The following is an 18535-nucleotide window of genomic DNA, read 5'->3' as shown; positions in this document are numbered from 1 at the left end:
GGCGGAAAGGGCTGTTATTTGGCGAAGGTCGGGTTCTTTGCCGCCATGCCGTCGACAGGCACGGACTTACTGGGTTCGAGGGTGCGCCGGATAACGGCGTCCTGCTCGTCGCGGGAGAAACGCTCCCACCCGCCACGGCCGAGCTTTTCGAGCGGGCGGTAGCGGACCTTGTATTGCATCCGGTCGGAGCCATCGACCCAGTAACCGAGGTAGACATAGGGCAAGCCCTGCGCCGCAGCGCGGCGAATGTGATCCAGGATGATATAGTTCCCAAGACCCGACCTTGCCTCATGCTCAGGGTCGTAGAACGAATAAATCATCGACAACCCGTCGCCCTGTCGATCGGTCAGGCAGGCGCCGACAAGGCGACCCGGCTCCGACCCTTCCGAGGGCTCCCTATATTCAATGACATAGCTCGTTACCGGCGTATGTTCCACCATATCCGCGTAATCGATCTCGTCCATGCTGGCCATCCCGCCTTCGGGGTGGCGCACGCCGAGATAGCGCTGGAGCAGCTCGAATTGTTCCTCGGTCGCCCACGGGCGGCATTCCGAAGTCACGAGATCGCGGTTGCGGCGGATGTTCTTGCGCTGCGTCGCGCTCGGCTTGAATTCGTCGGCGACGACGCGGACCGAAACGCAGGCCTGGCAATCGAGGCAGCTCGGGCGGTAGGCGACGGTCTGGCTGCGGCGGAAACCGATCCGGCCGAGAGCTTCGTTGAGCTCGTCGGCATGCGGGCCCTTCAGCTCGGTGAAGACCTTTCGTTCGCTCTTACCCGGCAGGTAGGGGCACGGCGCAGGCGACGTGACGAAAAAGCGGGGGAAGCGAACTGGGGCCGACACGGGTCGAAGCTGTTCCTCTATAGCTGCGAGAATCGCTGCTTTTTGCAGGACAACTCTTATGCCCGTCCCGGGGCGGCGGTAAAAGTCCCTTAACCATCAAACATGGTCGGATCAGGGTTAATTTGCACAGAAGGCCGGTGAAACGAGCCTCAGTTGAGTTCGACGAGACTCACCGAATAACCCTTGTTTCTCAACGCCTCGATCAGCGCATCGAGTTGTTTACGGTCGCGCGCTTCGCACTCGATATCGGTTATGAGACCCTTGGCCGGCAAACTGGTAAAAATACGCTGGTGGTAGATCTCGATGATGTTGACGTTGTGCTCGTCGAACTCCTTCATCACCTTGTAAAGCGCACCCGGGCGGTCCTTCAGCGTGACGCGGAGGCGCGCGAGTCGGCCCGAGCGGGCAAGATCGCGCAGCAGGACATTGGCGAGCAGGCGGGTGTCGATATTGCCGCCGCACAGCACGAGGCCGATGGTCTTGCCGGCGAACCGCTCGGGATTGGCGAGAACCGCGGCGAGACCGGCAGCACCCGCACCCTCGACCACGGTTTTCTCGATCTGGAGCAACAGCGAGACCGCCTGTTCCAGCCATTCCTCCCCGACGAGGATGATGTCGTCGACCCGCTCGGCAATGATTTGCGAGGTAAACTCGCCCGGCGCCTTCACCGCGATACCTTCGGCCAGCGTGTCGCCGCCGCAATCGCGCGCTTCGCCCTTCACCTTCGAATACATCGAGGGGAACAGCTCCGCCTGTACGCCGACCACCTCGATCTCCGGCCGCAGCGCCTTGGCGACCGTGGCCATCCCTGAAATCAGGCCGCCCCCGCCGATCGGGGTGACGATGCAGTCGAGCTCGGGCGCATCCTCGAGCATTTCGAGCGCGACCGTCCCTGCCCCTGCCGCGACATGCGGATCGTCGAACGGGTGAACGAAGGTGAGGCCGAGCTCCTTCTCGAGCTTGCGCGCATGCGCATAGGCATCGTCGAAAGTCTCGCCTTCGAGCACGACGTTGCCGCCGACGCTCTCGGTCTGCATGACCTTCACGGTCGGCGTCGGGCGCGGCATCACGATGGTGACAGGTACGCCGAGACGCGTGCCGTGGTAGCTCAGCCCTTGCGAGTGGTTGCCGGCCGAGGCCGCGATCACGCCGCGATTGCGCTGCTCCTCGGTCAGTTGCAGCAAGGCGTTGAGCGCGCCGCGCTCCTTGTAGGCGGCGGTGAACTGCAGGTTCTCGAACTTCAGCCAGATATCCGCGCCGGTAATTTCCGACAGCGTCTTGCTGTACATGGTCGGCGTGCGAACCACCGCGCCGCGAATCCGTTCGGCCGCAGCGCGCACGTGGTCGATAGTCAGTTCTTCGAGTGCATTTCCCGTCATGGCCGCGCGACGTAGGGGAATTGTCGGAATTGGGGAACCGAATTGTGTCTTCGCGCGGGTGAAGCATTTGCATGTCCCGGAATCTATCCTAACCCGCTGTCCATGTTCTCAGGCGCAGCCATTGCACTGCCCGGCCCCTGCAATGCAGGCGACACGGGAATGGCATGGCGACGCGCCGACAAGCAGGGTTCCAGAAGGAAACGACCGACGATGAAATTCTTCGCATATGCGGCAGCCAGCCTCGCCGCGCTCGCCGCGACTTCGGCATCGGCAGACACGCTGGTCGACAATGTCCAGGGCATTGCGATCGATGAAAACGGCAAGGTCGATCGCTTCACTGGCCTGTGGATCGACGACGATGGCCGCATCCTTCAGGTGCTCGATGCGGGCGACCGCCGACCGGCTGAGGTCGACCACCGCGTCGATGGCGATGGGCGCTTCGTCATCCCCGGGCTGATCGATTCGCACCTTCACGTGATGGGCATCGGCTTCGGCGCGCTCACCCTCGATTTGTCGGACACCAATTCGCTCGAGGAAGCGCAGGCTAAGATCGCCGCCTATGCAGCCGAATATCCCGGCCGCCCGTGGATCATCGGGCGCGGCTGGAACCAGGTGAAGTGGGGCCTCGGCCGCTTCCCGACCGCAGCCGAGCTCGATGCGGCGGTATCGGACCGCCCGGTGTGGCTCGAGCGGGTGGACGGCCATGCAGGCTGGGCCAACACCGCCGCTCTCAAGGCTGCTGGGATCGACGAGAGCAGCGTGTCGCCGGATGGCGGGCGCATCGAGCGGCTGCCGGGTTCGCGCAAGCCCTCGGGTATCTTCGTCGATGCGGCATCCTCGCTCGTCCAGCGCGTGGTGCCCGAACCGACACCGGCGGATCGCGACCTCGCCTTGCAGAAAGCGCAGGACATCCTTTTGTCCTATGGCATCACCACCGGCGCCGACATGGGCACCAGCATCGAAGACTGGCAGGCTTTCCGCCGTGCGGGCGACATCGGGACGCTGCGCATGCGCATCATTTCCTACGCGTCCGGGACCGAGCAGATGGAGCTGATCGGCGGACCCGGCCCCTCGGCCTGGCTGTATGACGACCGGCTGCGTCTCAATGGCGTGAAGCTCTATCTCGACGGCGCGCTGGGATCGCGCGGGGCGTGGCTCAAGGAAGACTATGCCGACGAAGCGGGCAACAAGGGCCTGCCACTGCAATCCCCCACCCGCCTGCGCAACCTGATGAGCCGCGCGGCGCTCGACAACTTCCAGCTCGCGATCCATGCGATCGGCGATGCGGCGAATGCCGAAGTACTGAACGCGATCGGCGAACTCGCGCCGACCTATGGCGGCGACCGCCGCTGGCGCATCGAGCACGCGCAGATCGTCGACACCTCGGACCTCGCCAAATTCGGCGAGCACGGGATCATCGCTTCGATGCAGCCGGTCCACCAGACGTCCGATCGCATCATGGCCGAGGCGCGCCTCGACGAGCCCCGGCTCGAAGGCGCCTATGCCTGGCAGACGATTTTGCAGACCGGTGGTCAGCTCGCCTTTGGATCGGACGCTCCGGTCGAATCGCCGAATCCCTTCCCGGGACTCGCTGCGGCGATCTCGCGGACCGATGCGAATGGCGAACCGTTCGGCGGCTGGCGGGCAGAAGAACGCGTCTCGCGAGAACAAGCGCTGAAAGGTTTTACTTCGGACGGAGCCTACGCTGCTTTTGCCGAAGGGCGATTCGGAAAACTGGTCCCGGGCGAGCGCGCCGACTTCATTGTAATCGACCGCGACCCCATGATCGCTTCGCCGTCCGATCTCTATGAAACGACGGTCCTGGAGACATGGGTTGGCGGATTGCGGGTATTTTCCAAAGAATCCCAGTAGGTTGCCCTACTCGTTTCGTCTCACACAGGGGGCGGGCTGACGAATAATGCTGCGAATGCGAGAGGTTTAACCGTTTTGAAATGATAATCCGCCACATGCCGAATTAATGGCATTGCCAGCGGGAACCATTGCGATTTCAAAAGGTAACCTAAGGCACGAGTTGAAAGAATTTAACCGCGATATGTGTTACAATTCGGTAACATATCGGGGGTTCAGGGACGACATAGGGGGTTGCCTCGTTTCCCCTTAGGCCGTATTTGAACGGTGAGATTTAACAAGAAGAGCTCTGAGGAGACGATTTGATGAAGTTCCGTAACCTGCTTGCCGCCACCGCGGCTGTTTCGATGGCTGCCTCGCCGGCACTCGCGCAGAGCGCGCAGGCTGACCGTGCATCGGCTCCGGCTGCTGAAGAAAGCAAGCTCGGTGGTGAAGACGGCTCGGGCGCTGGCATCATCCTGGCGATCCTCGCAGCTGCTGCTATCATCGCTGGCATCGTGATTGCCGGTGGCAACGACGACGATACCCCGACCAGCCCGTAAGCGCTGATCGCATACCAAGATTAAAGCGGGGCCAATCGGCCCCGTTTTTTTTGGTGCTGTCGGGATCTCGCCTATCGGACCGGCAACGCACCGGCCAACTGTTCGAGGCTCAGTCGGCGGCCGCTTCGAGCTCGGCGTTCTTCTTGGCCCCTCGCTCGAAGATGCGCATCAGCAGAAGCGAACCTTCGAACAGCATCAACAGCGGAACCGCGAGAATCAGCTGCGAGCCCGGATCAGGCGGCGTTACGATTGCAGCAAGCGCGACCACGCCGACGATCACGTAGCGCCGAGCACCCGCCAGTTGTGCGCGGGACACCAGCCCAGCCCTGTTCAATAGAAGCAGCAGCACAGGCAGCAGGAAGCTGATCCCGAAGGCCAGGATGAACTGCATCACCAGCGACAGGTAAGCGCCCGCCGTCGGCAGCGCCTCGAGCGGGACACCGCCGGTCACTCCCTCGAATCCGATGAACCATTTGAATGCGGTCGGCATGACCACGAAATAGGCCAGCGCAGCACCCGCCCCGAACAGCACCGGCGTCGCGAACAGGAAGGGCAGGAATGCCTTCTTCTCGTTCGCGTAGAGGCCCGGCGCGACAAACGCCCAGAGCTGGTTCGCGATGATGGGGAAGCTGATGCAGAACGCGCCGAACAGAGCGACCTTCAGCTCGACGAAGAAAGCCTCGTAGAGCTGCGTATAGATCAGGCGTCCCTCGCCCGGGGGGAATGCCGCCTCAAGCGGTCGGACAAGGAAGCCATAAATCTCGTCGGCAAAATAAAGGCACACGGCAAAGGCTACGGCCAGCGCGAAGACGCAGCGCACCAGCCGTCCGCGCAACTCGATCAGGTGATCGAGCAGCGGCGCCTGCGATTCGTCGATGTCCTTGATCTTGAGTGCCATGCCGGTGCGCTACCCGCTCTTTTCCGAAGAGGCAGGGGGATCGAGCTGCGCAGGGTCCTCGCTGTCAGGTCCGCGCGTTGCGCCTTCTGCGCTGGCGGAAGCATCGGGCAGCGGCCCCATTTCGCCTTTTGGCGTCTGAGCCATGATGCGCTCGTTCTGCTCTTTCCACTTGCGCTCCATCTCCTCCATTTCCGCTTCGCGCACCATGGCGTCGAAGCCGGCGCGGAAATGGGCCGAGGTGCGGCGGATCTTGCCGACCCAGCGCCCTGCGGTGCGCATGGCGGCGGGCATGTCTTTCGGACCGATGACAAGGATCGCCACGACGACGATCACGAGCAATTCGGTCGCACCGATATCGAACATGGAAGGAGCGCTCCTGCGCCCGATCAGCCGGCGTTGTCGGGCGTTTCGGCCTGCTTGACGGTCTCACCGGCGGGCTTGGCTTCATGCGAGGGGCCTTCGATCTGACCGGCAGGCTTGGTCGCCTTGCCGTCGTCTTCGCCCATGCCTTGCTTGAAGCTCTTAATTCCCTTGCCGAAATCGCCCATCATCTCGGAAATCTTGCCCCGCCCGAACAGGACGAGGATGACGAGGGCAATAATGATAACCTGCCAGGGGCCGAGCGACATAGTACACCTTTTGGAATGCGTTTCGCCCAATATAGGGGTTAAGCGCGGGCAGCGCCAGCGGTGTCGCTATTCTTCGTCGTCGGCCGCTTCGGTTTCCGCAGGCTCGGGCGTCTCCATCATCGCCTCGTAGGCCTCATCGACCGGATCGAGCATGCCCGAGGCGCGCAATTCGTCGAGCCCCGGAAGATCGCGGCGCGAGGAAAGGCCGAAATGCTGCAGGAATTCAGGTGTCGTGGCGTAGATCGTCGGCCTGCCCGGCACCTCGCGCCGTCCGGCGACGCGCACCCAGCCCGCTTCCATCAGCACGTCGAGCGTGCCGCCTGATGTCTGCACGCCGCGGATCGATTCGATTTCCGCGCGGCTGACCGGTTCGTGATAGGCGATGATCGCGAGCACCTCGGTCGCGGCGCGGCTCAGTCGGCGAACCTGCTCGCGCTCGCGGCGCAGCAGGTGGGCAAGGTCGGAAGCGGTCTGGAAATGCCATTTGCGCGAACGCTCGACCAGCTGGACGCCGCGATCGGCATAATGCGCTTCCAGCGCGCGCAGCGCCTCGCGAACGGCGGAAATGTCCGCATCGCCAAGATGCCCTGCGATCGCCTCTGCGCTCATCGCTTCTTCCGCAGCGAATAGCGTCGCTTCGACTGCGCGGACGAGATCGTCAGGCTTCTCGCTCATGCCCTCACCCGCCGCAGCCGCATCGGGCCGAAAGTCTCTTCCTGGGCGATCTCGGCCCTTCCGGTGCGGGCAAGCTCGAGCGCCGCCACGAAGCTGGAGGCAAGCGCCGAGCGGCGCAGGCGCGGCTCGGCATGCGGCGGGAGAAAATCTTCCAGCTGCATCCAGTCGAGCGTCACGCCGAGCATGGCCGACACGCGGTCGAGCGCGCTTTCGAGCGTCATGACCGGCCGTTCGCGAACCATGTGGACCGCCGGCGCGGTGCGCGCCTTGACCTGACCGTAGGCGTGGATCAGCCCGTACCAGTCGCACTGCCACAGCGTCTTGCGATCGGTCCGAAGGCCTTCCGGAGCGCCCCGCACGAAGACGTCGCGCCCGATCCGGTCGCGCGCCATAAGCCGTGCCGCGGCCTCGCGCATCGCACCGAGGCGCTGGAGGCGCAGCTGCAGCTTGAGCGCGAGTTCCTCGGGGCTCGGGTCCTCCTGCTCCTCCTTCGGGAGCAGCATGGCCGATTTGAGATAGGCGAGCCAGGCGGCCATCACGAGGTAATCGGCCGCCAGTTCGAGCTTCAGCGCCTCCGCCGTCTCGATGTAGTCGAGATACTGGTCGACCAGCGCGAGAATCGAAATCGAACGCAAGTCGACCTTCTGCCGCCGTGCGAGGTCGAGCAGGAGGTCGAGCGGACCTTCCCACCCGTCGAGTTCGAGATAGAGCTTGCTCTCGTCGACCGGGGCAGCCTCGTCGGCAATCCAGTCCTCGTCGCTCGTGGGCTCGGCGCCCGACAGCATCATCGGCTCTTCCGTCATGCCGCCGCCTCCGCCAGAGCAAGCAGTTCGTCCCGCTTGGCGAGTAGCGCCTGCTTGTCCATCTCGCGGCTAGCTATGCCGGTGCCGGCGAGCGCGGCATCGAGCCTTTGCGCGGTCTTCTCGGACATGGACGGAATACGTGAGACGATGCCGTGCATGTCGTCCATCTTGGCCCAGCAGTTGAGCACGACGTCGCATCCGGCCGCGATGGCACGCTCGGACCGTTCGGGCACGGAGCCGTCGAGCGCTTCCATGTCAATATCGTCGGTCAGCAGCAGCCCGTCGAAACCGATCTTCCCGCGGATGATCTCGCGAATGACCGTTTCGGACAGGGTTGCCGGATTCTCCTTGTCCCAGACCTCGAAAACGAGGTGCCCGGTCATGCCGATCGGTGCGTCGTTCAGCGTGCGGAACGGTGCGAGGTCGATTTCCAGCTCTTCCTCGCTCGCCGTCACGGTCGGCAGCGCCTTGTGCGTATCGACCGAGGTACGGCCGTGGCCCGGCATGTGCTTGACGCAGCCCGCAACGCCCGCTTCGGCCAGCCCGTCGAGGATCGCGCGGCCGAGCGCGGCAACCTGCATCGGGTCCGAACCCAGCGCGCGGTCGCCGATCACGTCATGCGCGTCGGGCTGGCGGACGTCGAGCGGGGGATGATAGTCGACCGTGATGCCCATTTCGGCCAGTTCGAGGCCCATTGCGCGCGCATTGCAGCGCGCCGCCTCGATCGCGCTTGCAGGAGCGATCCGGTAGAGCCTGTCGAATGCCTCGCCAGCCGGGAACGGCGACCATTGCGGCGGACGCAGACGGGCAACCCTGCCGCCTTCCTGGTCGATCGAAATGAGCGTCTTCTCGCGCCCGTGGATCGTGCGCAGGTCGTCGGTCAGCGCGCGCAATTGGTCGGGCGTCTCGCAGTTGCGACCGAAGAGGATATAGCCCGCGGGATCGGCCTCCTTGAAGAAGGCGCGTTCGTCATCCGACAGCGTCGGTCCGGCAATCCCGAAAATGGCGGGCGTCATGGCGAGACTTTCCCAGCAAGCAGGTCGCTAGGCAAGCAAACCCCTCGCGCGCGGTGTGGAAATCGTCAGCGCTTGAGCTGGCAGGCGAGACCGTCGGCCTTGAGCGCGTTGCACAGCTGGCGCGCTGCGCTGTCGCTTCCGGCAACCGCCTGCAGGCGATAGACCGTGCCGCCGTCGACCTTGCCCTCGACCACCCGGTAGTTGAAGCCGGACAGAGCGTCGGTCTGGCGGTTCAGCGTGCCCCATGCCTGAACTGCGCGTTCGCGGGTCGAGAATGCACCGACCTGCACGCCGAACCCGCCCGAGGCCGGAGCCTGCGCGCTTTCGCCGGTCGAGCCGGTATTCTTGCTGCCGGCTGCATCGATACTCGGCCGTGCTTCGGGCTTGGGCGTTTCGCCCGCGGCGAGGCGTCCTTCGCGGGACTCGCCCTCACCAACGGCGGGCGCGACATTGCCGGTTCCTTCGAACTGCTTGCCGCCTGCATCGGCGGGGCGTTCCTTGACCGGACCTTCGGGCGCTTCGATCGTGCTGCCGTCGGCCACGAGGTCGTCATCGCCGGTGCGGTTGCCCAGCCACCAGATGCCGCCGACAACCGCGGCGATAAGCAGCAGGCCGAGCAGCGCCATGCCGATGAGGCGGCCGGTGTCGTAACCGCCCTCCTCTTCGTCATCGTAGTCGGAATCGAGCCACGGCAGGCTTTCGTCGTCATCGGCGAGCTCGAGTTCCTGCTCGTCGGCCTCGCCGCCATTCTGCAGCGTCTCGTAGGCCGTTTCGTACTCTTCTTCGTCGCCGTCGCGCCCGTCCATCGCAACCATGACTACATCTCCTCGACAGCTTCTACCCCGAGAAGCATCAGTCCATTGCGGATAACCTGCCCGATCTGGGTCACGAGGAAAAGCCTTGCCGCGGTCAATTCCGCATCCTGTGTCAGGATGACGCGCTTGGACGGGTCGTCATTGCCCATGTTCCAGAAGGCGTGGAACGCGGCGGCGAGGTCGTAGAGGAAGAAGGCGATGCGGTGCGGTTCGCGCGCCTTGGCAGCCGCCTCGACAACACGCGGGAACTGCGCGGCTTCCTTGACGAGCGCGATTTCTTCCGCGCCGAGGCGGTCAAGCACCTGATCCGACGGCAAAATCCCCTCCGCCGCAGCCTTGCGCAGCGTCGAATGGATACGCGCATGGGCGTATTGCACGTAGAAGACCGGATTGTCCTTCGAGGCTTCGACCACCTTGGCGAAGTCGAAATCCATCTGCGCTTCGGGCTTGCGGGTGAGCATGGTGAAACGCACCACGTCCTTGCCCACTTCATCGACCATGTTGGCGATGGTGATGAAGTTGCCCGAACGCTTGGACATCTTTACAGGCTCGCCGGCGCGCATCAGCTGGACCATCTGGACCAGCTTGACGTCGAAGGGGATCGGCTGCCCCTGACCTTCGCTGAGCGCGGCGACGGCGGCCTTGATCCGCTTCACCGTACCGGCATGGTCGGCACCCCAGATGTCGATCAGTTCGTCCGCGCCCTCTGCCTTCTGCATGTGATAAGCGAGGTCGGCGCCGAAATAGGTCCAGCTTCCGTCGCTCTTCTTGATCGGGCGATCCTGGTCGTCGCCGAAGCGGCTCGAGCGGAAAAGCGGCAGCTCGACCGGCTCCCAGTCTTCGGGAGTCTTGCCCTTGGGCGCTTCGAGGATGCCGTCGTAAACGAGATCGTGCTTGCGCAGCCAGGCCTCGGCCTCGTCCGGCTTGCCCGCCGCATGCAGCGCGGCCTCGGAGGAGAACAGGTCGTGATGGATGCCGAGCAGGGCGAGGTCCGCCTTGATCAGGTCCATCATCTTTTCGACGGCTTCGGCGCGGAAGATCGGCAGCCAGTCTGCCTCGTCCGCGCCGAGGTATTTGTCGCCCAGTTCCTTCGCGAGATATTCGCCCACCGGGACGAGATACGCGCCCGGATAGAGCCCCTCGGGGATTTCGCCGATGTCTTCGCCGAGCGCTTCGCGGTAGCGCAGGTATGCGGAGCGGGCGAGCACGTCGACCTGGCCGCCAGCATCGTTGACGTAGTATTCGCGCGTGACCGCATGGCCCGCAAACTCGAGCAGCGCGGAAAGCGCATCGCCGACGACTGCGCCGCGGCAGTGGCCCATGTGCATCGGACCGGTCGGATTGGCCGAGACATATTCGACATTCACCCGAGAGCCGCCGCCGATCGTTGAGCGGCCGTAATCGCCGCCGAGCGAGGCGATCGCCGCAAGCTCGCGCAGCCACGCCGCGTCGGACAGGCGCAGGTTGATGAAGCCGGGCCCGGCGATCTCGGCACTTTCGACGTCCGGATCGGCAGTCAGCTTTTCGACGATCTTGCCGGCGAGCTCGCGCGGATTGGTCTTTGCCTGCTTGGCGAGCACCATCGCTGCATTGGTCGCAAGGTCGCCATGCGAGGGGTCGCGCGGCGGTTCTACGGTGACATTGGTCCGCGGGCTTTCCGGCGGCAGCGCGCCTTCAGCCTCGAGCGCATCGAGAACGGCAAGAATCTTGGCCGTGAAACCGGCGTGGAGAGTTGTGTTTTCCGACATGCGCCGCGCCTAGCCGAACTGGCCAGAATCGCAAGGTCGGAACGCCGGCCTTAACGCGTGACGTTGTAGGCCAGCTGGTCCTCGGTAAGCTGGAAGCCGATCAGCATCTCAAAGGTTGCGCGCTGGAGTGCTGCACGGACCTGCGGGTCGGCCAGCGGATCGAGCGCGGCATCGGGATCGCCCGGCTTGCGCTTACGCGTGATGCGCTCGCGGATATCGGCAGGAAGGGTTGCAGCCGCACGCTCGACGAAGGAGCCGGCGCGGCCGGTCGCTTCGGCGCGCTCCTGACCATCTGCAAAACGCAGCGTGACGGAGCCGACGCGCTTGGACTGAACCGCGCTGCCGCCCTGCAGGACGGTGGTGAAATAGGGAAGGGTCACGATTCGCTCACCGCGTACGTCGGTCCGGCGTGCGAGCACGTCGAACGTCGCTTCGGTATAGACCTGTTCGCCGTTCTCATTGCAGGTGCTGCGCAGGTTGGTGATCGTCGCGGTCACATCCATGTTGCCTGCGCTGCGATCGCCGGGGGCGCGGAACGTGGTGATATCGCCGGTGTAGTCGGGCACGCCGACCGAGGGGCACGCGGTACGAACCGCAGTAACGCCAACACCTTCGGCAACGACGGCGAGTTCGCCCTCGCTCGCACAGCCGGCAAGTGCGGCAGCGGCAAGTGTTGCAGTCAGGACAGTCAGGCGCGCATTCATATTATCGATCCCTCGAATTTCAGTCGGCATGGCCCTAGCGGCCCCTGCGTGCCTGCGCTAGAGGCTTGGATATGAATGCCCCCTTTCAGAATAAGGTCGCGACGATCGAAAAGCCTGCCCTCACCCTCCTCATAGCCGCCCCCCGCGGCTTTTGTGCCGGTGTGGACAGGGCAATCGAGATCGTGGAGCGGGCCCTCGTGAAGTTCGGCGCGCCGGTGTATGTGCGCCACGAAATCGTCCACAACAAATATGTCGTCGACAGCCTGCGCGCCAAGGGCGCGATCTTCGTCGAGGAACTGGACGAAGTGCCGGGCGACGCGCCGGTCGTCTTCTCCGCCCATGGCGTGCCCAAGTCGGTCCCGGCCGAGGCGGAGCGGCGCAACCTCGTCTATGTCGATGCGACCTGCCCGCTGGTGAGCAAGGTCCACCGTCAGGCCGAACGCCAGATCGAGAAGGGCCAGCACATCATCTTCATCGGCCACGAAGGCCATCCGGAAGTGATCGGCACCATGGGGCAGGTGCCGGAAGGCCAGATGACCCTGGTCGAGACGGTCGCCGACGTGGCGGACCTGCAGTTCACGCCGGAAGACAACCTGTCCTATCTCACCCAGACGACGCTTTCGGTCGACGATACCGCCGAAGTCATCCGTGCGCTCAAGGTGCGCTTCCCCAATATCGTCGGGCCCAAGGCGGAAGACATTTGCTACGCAACCTCCAACCGGCAGGCCGCGGTCAAGCAGGTCGCTCCGGGAAGCGACTTGGTTCTGGTGATCGGATCGCCCAACAGCTCGAACTCGCTGCGCCTGGTCGAAGTGGCCGAGCGCTGCGGAACCGATGCAAAGCTGATCCAGAGCGCGGACGATATCGATCCGGCGTGGCTCGAAGGTGTCGGCACGCTCGGCCTAACGGCGGGCGCGTCTGCACCCGAAGCGCTGGTTCGCCAGGTCGTCGAAAAGCTTGGCGAATGGCGCGAGATCGAAGAACACACGATCCTCACCACCGAGGAGAAGATGACGTTCAAGCTGCCGCGCCAGCTGGTCGAGTAACCGCGCCGCATGGCCGTCTACACCCATCTGTCGGCCGATACGCTCGAGAAGCTGATCGCGGCCTATGATGTGGGCGAATTGCGCTCTGCCAAGGGCATTGCGGAAGGCGTATCGAACAGCAACTGGCTGGTGGAAACGAGCGAAGGCCGCTTCATCCTGACGATGTACGAGCGGCGCATCGAACTCGATGAACTGCCCTATTTCCTCGGACTGCTCGACCATCTCGCGGCCAAGGACTGCCCTGTGCCGCGCACCATTCATGACCGCGAGGGCGCAGCGTTCCGCATGATCGACGGCAAGGCGGTCGCGCTGATCGAGTTCCTGCCCGGCGTGTCGGTCGATAGGGCGAGCGAAGCCGAAGCACGCAGCGTCGGTGCAGCGCTGGCCTCGATCCATTCGGCCTCGGAAGACTTCGCGCCGCGCCGCAAGAACGACCTGCGCCCGTCGGACTGGCAGGCATTGTTCGACCAGTGCGGCGAAGACGGGCTAGCCGGGATCCACCCCGATCTTCCCGCCGTGGTCGAGAGACACTTGCCGGACGTCATGGCCAATTGGCCGGAACATCTGCCGCAGGCTACAATCCATGCGGACCTGTTTCCGGACAACGTCCTGATGCTTGGCGGCAAGGTCAGCGGGCTGATCGATTTCTATTTCGCCTGCACCGATATCGCTGCCTACGATCTGGCGGTGACTCATGCCGCCTGGTCGTTCTCAGACGAGACGCAGGAATTCGATGCCGCGACCGGCCGGGGGCTGGTCGAAGGATACCAATCCAGCCGCCCGCTGAGCGAGGAAGAGCTTCGCGCGCTGCCCCTCCTCGCGCGCGGGGCTTGCCTGCGCTTCATGGCGACGCGGGCGTTCGACTGGATCGACACGCCCGATACCGCGCTTGTCAAACGCAAGGACCCGATGGACTTTGCGCGTCGTCTGCAATTCTACACGGATCACGGCGAAGAGATTTTCGCTTCCGGCGCGAAGGGGCTATCGGCAAGCGCATGAAACGCGTCGAGATTTTCACCGATGGTGCCTGCAAGGGCAACCCCGGCCCGGGCGGCTGGGGCGCATTGCTGCGCATGGGGCGGCACGAGAAAGAACTGTCGGGCGGCGAAGCGGACACGACCAACAACCGCATGGAACTGACCGCCGCGATCCGCGGTCTCGAAGCGCTGATCGAACCGTGCGAGGTCGAGCTGTACTCCGACAGCAAATACGTCCTCGACGGGATCACCAAGTGGGTCCACGGCTGGAAAAAGCGCGGCTGGAAGAACGCCAGCAAGAAGCCGGTCCGCAATGCCGACCTGTGGCACGACCTGATCGAGGCGGCCGAACGGCACACGGTCCACTGGCACTGGGTCAAGGGCCACAACGGCCATCCGGAGAACGAGCGGGTCGATGCTCTCGCCAGCGCGGAGGCCGAAAAAGCAGGGGGCGCAGGCTAGCCGCCCACGCCCCCTAGCGAATTTACCGAAAAGTCTCGGTCAGTCGGCCGACTTGTCGACTACCTCTGCATTCGGGCCGTTCTTGAGCACGGACTCGATCGCATTCTTGGCGCTTGCCTTCGAGCTGTATCCTTCGGTCCACCAGATCGTTTCAGAATTGTAGACGAAATAGGAAACGAACTCGCCCTTCTTGTTCTTACGGATCTCGAAGCGGTGCGCCATGAAAACTCTCCTTTGTTAAGTTCCCGGTCAATCTATCGGCTCGTTCGGGAAAATCTAGAGCAAGCGGTCAGGAAGATATGTCGCGGCATCGACATCTCGCACGGCCTGCGATTTCGAACGCTCCAGGAGCAGGTCGGCAGCAAGGATCGCCGCGGCCGGCGCGGTCTGGATGCCGTAACCGCCCTGCCCCGCGAACCAGGCGAAGCCTTCGACATTCGGATCGCGCCCATAGACAGGCAGGCGGTCGGGCGCGAAACTGCGCAATCCGGCCCACTTGCGCTCGACGCGCAGCACTTTCCAGTCGACCACGCGCTGGAAGCGATCGATCGCCTCGGCAACGGCGAGTTCTTCTGGTGCAGCGTCGTGCGGGACAGTCGGCGTCTCGTCATGCGGGCTCAGCCAGACACGGCCGTTGTCCGGCTTGAAATAGAATGTTCCCGAGATGTCGAGAACCAGCGGCAGGTCGGCTGGCGCGGCCGGATCGACCTCGATTTGCGCGACGGTGCGCTGCAGCGGCGTGATGCCTAGCGGCTGTGCCCCGACCATGGCGGCAAGTTCGTCAGCCCAGGCACCGGCGGCATTGACCAGCGTTTCGCATTCAAAGCTGCGCCCGTCCTCTGTTCCGAGCTTCCATACCCCGCCAACGCGCTCGGCGGAGATGACCCTTGCGCGCAATTCGAGCGCAACGCCGCCCCTTCGCGCGCGCGCAAGATAAGAACCATGCAACCCGGCGACATCGATGTCGGCGCAGGCAGGCTCCCACACGGCATCGGCCCATTCCTCGCGCAGTCCGGGCACGCGTGCGGCAAGGCCACGCGCGTCCAGCCGCTCGATCGTCGCGCCGGTATCGCCGAAGCGCTCGAAGAAGTCGTCGATCTTGGGGCGATCCTGCGCGCGCCCGACATAGAGCGCGCCGCGCGGGCTCAGGAAGCCCCACTCGCGCAGCAGCGGTCCCGAGGCGAGCGTAAGGGGAACCAGTTCCGGCCCGCCATAGCATTCCTCCCAGAACGCAGCCGACCGGCCGGTCGTGTGGTAGCCGGGAAAGTCCTCGGCCTCGAGCAGCAGGACAGATGCATCGCCGCATAGCTCAGCCGCGAGGCTGGCCCCTGCAATTCCAGCGCCGACAATTGCAAAATCATAGCGCATTGCGCTCAATCCCGACGCTCCAGCGTGGCGAGGAAGGCGTCCATTTCGCCGATGGCGCGGTCGCGGACCTCGTCGACCTCACGTAGGATCTCGTGATGGGCTTCCTTGCCGAAGCGGACCAGCTTGCAGTTCGGAAGGCGCGCTGCGGCGCGTTCGATGGCCTTGGCATCGACCAGCTTGTCGTTCGACGTCGCCAGGATAAGCGTCGGGATCGTCACCGCCTCGAGTGCGCCGGGCGCGAAAATCACCTGCATCGAGGCATAGCCCTGTTCGACCCAGCCCCAGCTGCCCGGCCCCATGACGAGTTCGGGACGCTTCTCGCGCCACCACAGCTCGTCTTCGTAGCGGTCCTTGTCATGGGTCAGTAAATTGATCCGGCCGACCGGGATTTCGCCGGGCTTCTCGCTCCATTTCCATGCCGGGCGCGCAGGATGGCCGAAGCGTCGGATCAGCCCTGCGACCTTGCGCATCACGCCGACGGGAAGGAATGTCCCGTAATAGCCGAGCATCGGGGCGGACAGCATGATGCCGTCCGGGTCGACGCGCTTCTCGACCACTCCTCGCAGCACGAGGTGCCCGCCCATCGAGTGGCCCGCGAGTACATGCGGCCCAGGGGTCTCGGCTCGCCAGCGCGGCCAGAATTCGGCGAGGTCGTCGATCCAGTCGCCGAAATCGTCGACATGGCCGGTCACTGCGTCCTGCCCGAGGCGGCCTGATCCTGCCTGCCCGCGCCAGTCGGCCGCGGTCACGCGCCAGCCCTGCTCGTGCCAGTGGTGCAGCGTTTCGAGATATTTTTCGTAATTGTCGCCGCGGCCCGGGAAGAAGAGGATCGATCCGCGCGGCGTCTCCCCTGCACCCGGCCAGTCGATCCGGCGGATCGCGTGCCCGTCGGCGGCCATCCAGCAGCTTTCGGCCGCTTCGGCGGGAATGGCCCTGCGATCGAAGGCGGCAGGGTTCACATCGGCTTTTTGCGCTTGGCTAATGCGAACCTCCTGCGGTTGGTTACTTTTTGGTAAGCCCTGTTCTGTAGCACCGCCTCCATAGGGGACCACTGGGGGCAATAATGCTAGGCGAAACTATCCACTACGGGCTGCTTGTTGCGTTGGCAATCGCACTGCTCGTCGCCGCATTCACGGACATTCGCAGGCGCCAGATCGACAACTGGCTGACCGGTGCCATCGCGCTCGCCGCGCCCGCCTTCTGGTGGTCGAGCGGCCTTTCGCTGTGGCCCGACGTCGCGCTTCAGTTCGCGGTAGCCGTCGGCGCCTTCGCGGTGCTCGCCGGCCTTTTCGCGCTGCGCATGATGGGTGGCGGCGACGTCAAGCTGCTGACCGCGCTCGCGCTGTGGATCGCGCCGAGCCTGTTTCTCAAACTTCTTATCATCATGGCGCTCGTCGGAGGGGTGCTGACGGTCGTGATGGGATCCTGGCACGTCATGCGACGCCAGCGCGACAAGCTGGCCATTCCCTACGGAGTGGCCATCGCGATCGGCGCCCTGTGGGTGCTTGGGACGGATTACCTGCCTGCTGCCGGAGCAAACGTCGGGCTCGGGTGAACCTGATTTTAACCACTTCGCGAATATGCGGAGAAATCATCTTTGCCCGCGATCCATGCGGGCCGAACAAGGGGGCTTGAAAAGCCATGGACAGGAAGAAGCTGGTTCTGCTGCTGGGTGCACTGATCATTGCGGTCGGTACGGCACTCGCTGCCCGGAGCATGTTCGCCGGGGCATCCGCCCCCGTAGCCGAGGCCGCACCGCCGGTCCCGCAAGGTCCGAAGGTTCTCGTCGCGCAGCGCCAGCTGCCGGTCGGCACCATCATCACGGCCGATGCGATCAATTTCCAGCAATGGCCGGAAGAGCTGGTGCAGGACGCCTATTTCATCGACGGTGAATCGGACGTCTCGCAGCTGCTCGGCACTGTCGTGCGTCACCCGATCACCGCTGGTGAGCCGGTTACGCAGGGCTCGCTCGTCAAGCCAGGCGACCGCGGCTTCCTCGCTGCGGCTCTCGGCCCGGGCATGCGCGCAGTCACCGTTCCGGTGTCGGACAAGACCGGTGTTGCCGGCTTCGTCTTCCCGGGCGACCGCGTCGACCTCGTCCTGACCCAGACGGTCAAGGGCGACGACGACACGCTGCGCACGGCCGAAACCATCCTTTCCAACCTGCGCGTGCTCGCGACCGACCAGTCGACCACGCAGGAAACCAACGAAGCCGGCGATACGGTCGTGAAGACCTTCCGCACGGTTACGCTCGAAGTGACCCCGCGCATCGCGGAGAAGGTTGCTGTCGCCCAGACCATCGGCACGCTCAGCCTCTCGCTGCGCTCGATCGCCGACAACCAGGGCGAACTCGAGAAGGCTATCGCTGCCGGCGACGTGAAGGTCCCGGACGATGCAACGCCGGAAGAGGAAGAAGCCATCCTGCGCCAGGCCATGTCGCGCCCGATCGACAAGAGCTCGAGCTTCGTGACGGGTGGTGACGTCTCGCGCTTCCAGCGCAGCAGCGTCCCGCCGAAGGAATCGCGCAGCTCGCGTGCAGCCCCTGCCCCGTCCTATGGCGGCTCGTCGGGCTACGCATCGGCTCCGTCGGTCCCGAGTGGCCCGTCGGTCCGCGTGACCCGCGGCAAGACCACGACCGAAGTTCCGGTCTCGGGTAGCGGCCGCACGATCCTCCAGCAGCAGAAGAAGGGCGTCGAAGACACCGCGTCCATCCTTCCGGCTGCTCAGGCAACAGTGATCCGGTGAGGCCGATCATGACGAAG

General features: G+C 64.3%; 21 protein-coding genes. 7 read left to right on the top strand and 14 right to left on the bottom strand.

Translation table 11 applies throughout. The features are described from left to right. Positions 1-14: 14 nt before the first annotated feature. The gene (locus EO245_RS05705) at positions 15-842 is read right to left on the bottom strand and encodes an arginyltransferase (RefSeq protein WP_128892019.1); all 828 of its coding nucleotides are present in this window, start codon (positions 840-842) and stop codon (positions 15-17) included. 149 nt (positions 843-991) lie between these two features. Next, entirely contained in the window at positions 992-2221 is a 1230-nt protein-coding gene (locus tag EO245_RS05700) for a threonine ammonia-lyase (RefSeq protein WP_128892018.1), read from the bottom strand. 210 nt (positions 2222-2431) lie between these two features. Between EO245_RS05700 and EO245_RS05695 the strand changes: the two genes are divergently transcribed. Both EO245_RS05695 and EO245_RS05690 read left to right on the top strand, forming a co-directional pair. Continuing rightward, positions 2432-4093: an amidohydrolase gene (locus EO245_RS05695; RefSeq protein WP_128892017.1), complete on the top strand. Its 1662-nt coding sequence runs from the start codon at positions 2432-2434 to the stop codon at positions 4091-4093. Positions 4094-4395: 302 nt separating this feature from the next. Then, complete coding sequence (locus tag EO245_RS05690) at positions 4396-4632, top strand: hypothetical protein (RefSeq protein ID WP_128892016.1); 237 nt, start codon at positions 4396-4398, stop codon at positions 4630-4632. 109 nt (positions 4633-4741) lie between these two features. Here EO245_RS05690 and tatC read toward each other — a convergent pair whose 3' ends face one another. From tatC to EO245_RS05645, 9 genes are all read right to left on the bottom strand, one after another. After that, positions 4742-5530 carry a twin-arginine translocase subunit TatC gene (tatC, locus tag EO245_RS05685; RefSeq protein ID WP_128892015.1) on the bottom strand — a complete coding sequence of 263 codons (789 nt, stop codon included), beginning with the start codon at positions 5528-5530 and terminating at the stop codon, positions 4742-4744. 9 nt (positions 5531-5539) lie between these two features. Beyond that, entirely contained in the window at positions 5540-5893 is a 354-nt protein-coding gene (tatB, locus tag EO245_RS05680; protein WP_128892014.1) for a Sec-independent protein translocase protein TatB, read from the bottom strand. Positions 5894-5916: 23 nt separating this feature from the next. Continuing rightward, entirely contained in the window at positions 5917-6159 is a 243-nt protein-coding gene (gene tatA, locus EO245_RS05675) for a twin-arginine translocase TatA/TatE family subunit (RefSeq protein ID WP_128892013.1), read from the bottom strand. 66 nt (positions 6160-6225) lie between these two features. After that, positions 6226-6834 (bottom strand): SMC-Scp complex subunit ScpB, encoded by a 609-nt coding sequence (scpB, locus tag EO245_RS05670; protein WP_128892012.1) that lies wholly within the window; start codon positions 6832-6834, stop codon positions 6226-6228. Continuing rightward, complete coding sequence (locus EO245_RS05665; protein ID WP_199798688.1) at positions 6831-7637, bottom strand: ScpA family protein; 807 nt, start codon at positions 7635-7637, stop codon at positions 6831-6833. The genes scpB and EO245_RS05665 overlap by 4 nt, the downstream gene beginning before the upstream one ends. Continuing rightward, complete coding sequence (gene nagZ / locus EO245_RS05660; RefSeq protein WP_128892011.1) at positions 7634-8653, bottom strand: beta-N-acetylhexosaminidase; 1020 nt, start codon at positions 8651-8653, stop codon at positions 7634-7636. Before nagZ ends, EO245_RS05665 begins: the two co-directional genes overlap by 4 nt. A 65-nt stretch (positions 8654-8718) precedes the next feature. Then, complete coding sequence (locus tag EO245_RS05655; RefSeq protein ID WP_234026973.1) at positions 8719-9468, bottom strand: SPOR domain-containing protein; 750 nt, start codon at positions 9466-9468, stop codon at positions 8719-8721. 2 nt (positions 9469-9470) lie between these two features. Continuing rightward, on the bottom strand, positions 9471-11216 hold the full coding sequence (gene argS / locus EO245_RS05650; RefSeq protein WP_128892010.1) for an arginine--tRNA ligase: 1746 nt from the start codon (positions 11214-11216) through the stop codon (positions 9471-9473). A 50-nt stretch (positions 11217-11266) separates the two neighbouring features. Then, positions 11267-11920 carry a hypothetical protein gene (locus EO245_RS05645; protein ID WP_128892009.1) on the bottom strand — a complete coding sequence of 218 codons (654 nt, stop codon included), beginning with the start codon at positions 11918-11920 and terminating at the stop codon, positions 11267-11269. A gap of 71 nt (positions 11921-11991) precedes the next feature. Between EO245_RS05645 and ispH the strand changes: the two genes are divergently transcribed. From ispH to rnhA, 3 genes are read left to right on the top strand one after another with little or no spacing between them, the layout of a single operon-like run. After that, positions 11992-12966, top strand: coding sequence for a 4-hydroxy-3-methylbut-2-enyl diphosphate reductase (gene ispH, locus EO245_RS05640; RefSeq protein WP_128892008.1), 975 nt, complete (start codon positions 11992-11994; stop codon positions 12964-12966). Positions 12967-12975: 9 nt separating this feature from the next. Further along, positions 12976-13965, top strand: a complete 990-nt coding sequence (gene thrB, locus EO245_RS05635) for a homoserine kinase (RefSeq protein WP_128892007.1) — start codon at positions 12976-12978, stop codon at positions 13963-13965. Further along, positions 13962-14405: a ribonuclease HI gene (gene rnhA / locus EO245_RS05630; protein WP_128892006.1), complete on the top strand. Its 444-nt coding sequence runs from the start codon at positions 13962-13964 to the stop codon at positions 14403-14405. The genes thrB and rnhA overlap by 4 nt, the downstream gene beginning before the upstream one ends. A gap of 39 nt (positions 14406-14444) precedes the next feature. On the opposite strand, the gene EO245_RS05625 is transcribed toward rnhA, so the two are convergent. The 3 genes from EO245_RS05625 to EO245_RS05615 are packed head-to-tail and all read right to left on the bottom strand — an operon-like array spanning position 14445 to position 16732. After that, a complete protein-coding gene (locus EO245_RS05625; RefSeq protein ID WP_128892005.1) occupies positions 14445-14627 on the bottom strand; it encodes a DUF1508 domain-containing protein in 183 nt (60 codons plus the stop codon). Between the two features lie 54 nt (positions 14628-14681). Then, positions 14682-15773, bottom strand: a complete 1092-nt coding sequence (locus EO245_RS05620) for an FAD-binding oxidoreductase (protein ID WP_128892004.1) — start codon at positions 15771-15773, stop codon at positions 14682-14684. Positions 15774-15778: 5 nt separating this feature from the next. Next, complete coding sequence (locus EO245_RS05615; protein WP_234026972.1) at positions 15779-16732, bottom strand: alpha/beta fold hydrolase; 954 nt, start codon at positions 16730-16732, stop codon at positions 15779-15781. 104 nt (positions 16733-16836) lie between these two features. On the opposite strand from EO245_RS05615, the gene EO245_RS05610 reads away from it, so the two are divergent. Continuing rightward, complete coding sequence (locus tag EO245_RS05610; RefSeq protein ID WP_128892003.1) at positions 16837-17328, top strand: prepilin peptidase; 492 nt, start codon at positions 16837-16839, stop codon at positions 17326-17328. Positions 17329-17414: 86 nt separating this feature from the next. Then, positions 17415-18518, top strand: a complete 1104-nt coding sequence (cpaB, locus tag EO245_RS05605) for a Flp pilus assembly protein CpaB (protein WP_128892002.1) — start codon at positions 17415-17417, stop codon at positions 18516-18518. The last annotated feature ends 17 nt before the right edge of the window (positions 18519-18535 follow it).

It is taken from the genome of Erythrobacter sp. HKB08 (assembly GCF_004114695.1).
In the GTDB taxonomy this organism is placed as follows: domain Bacteria; phylum Pseudomonadota; class Alphaproteobacteria; order Sphingomonadales; family Sphingomonadaceae; genus Parerythrobacter_A.
Note: the sequence above shows the minus strand (reverse complement) of the source record. Positions and strands in the feature narration are given on the sequence as shown.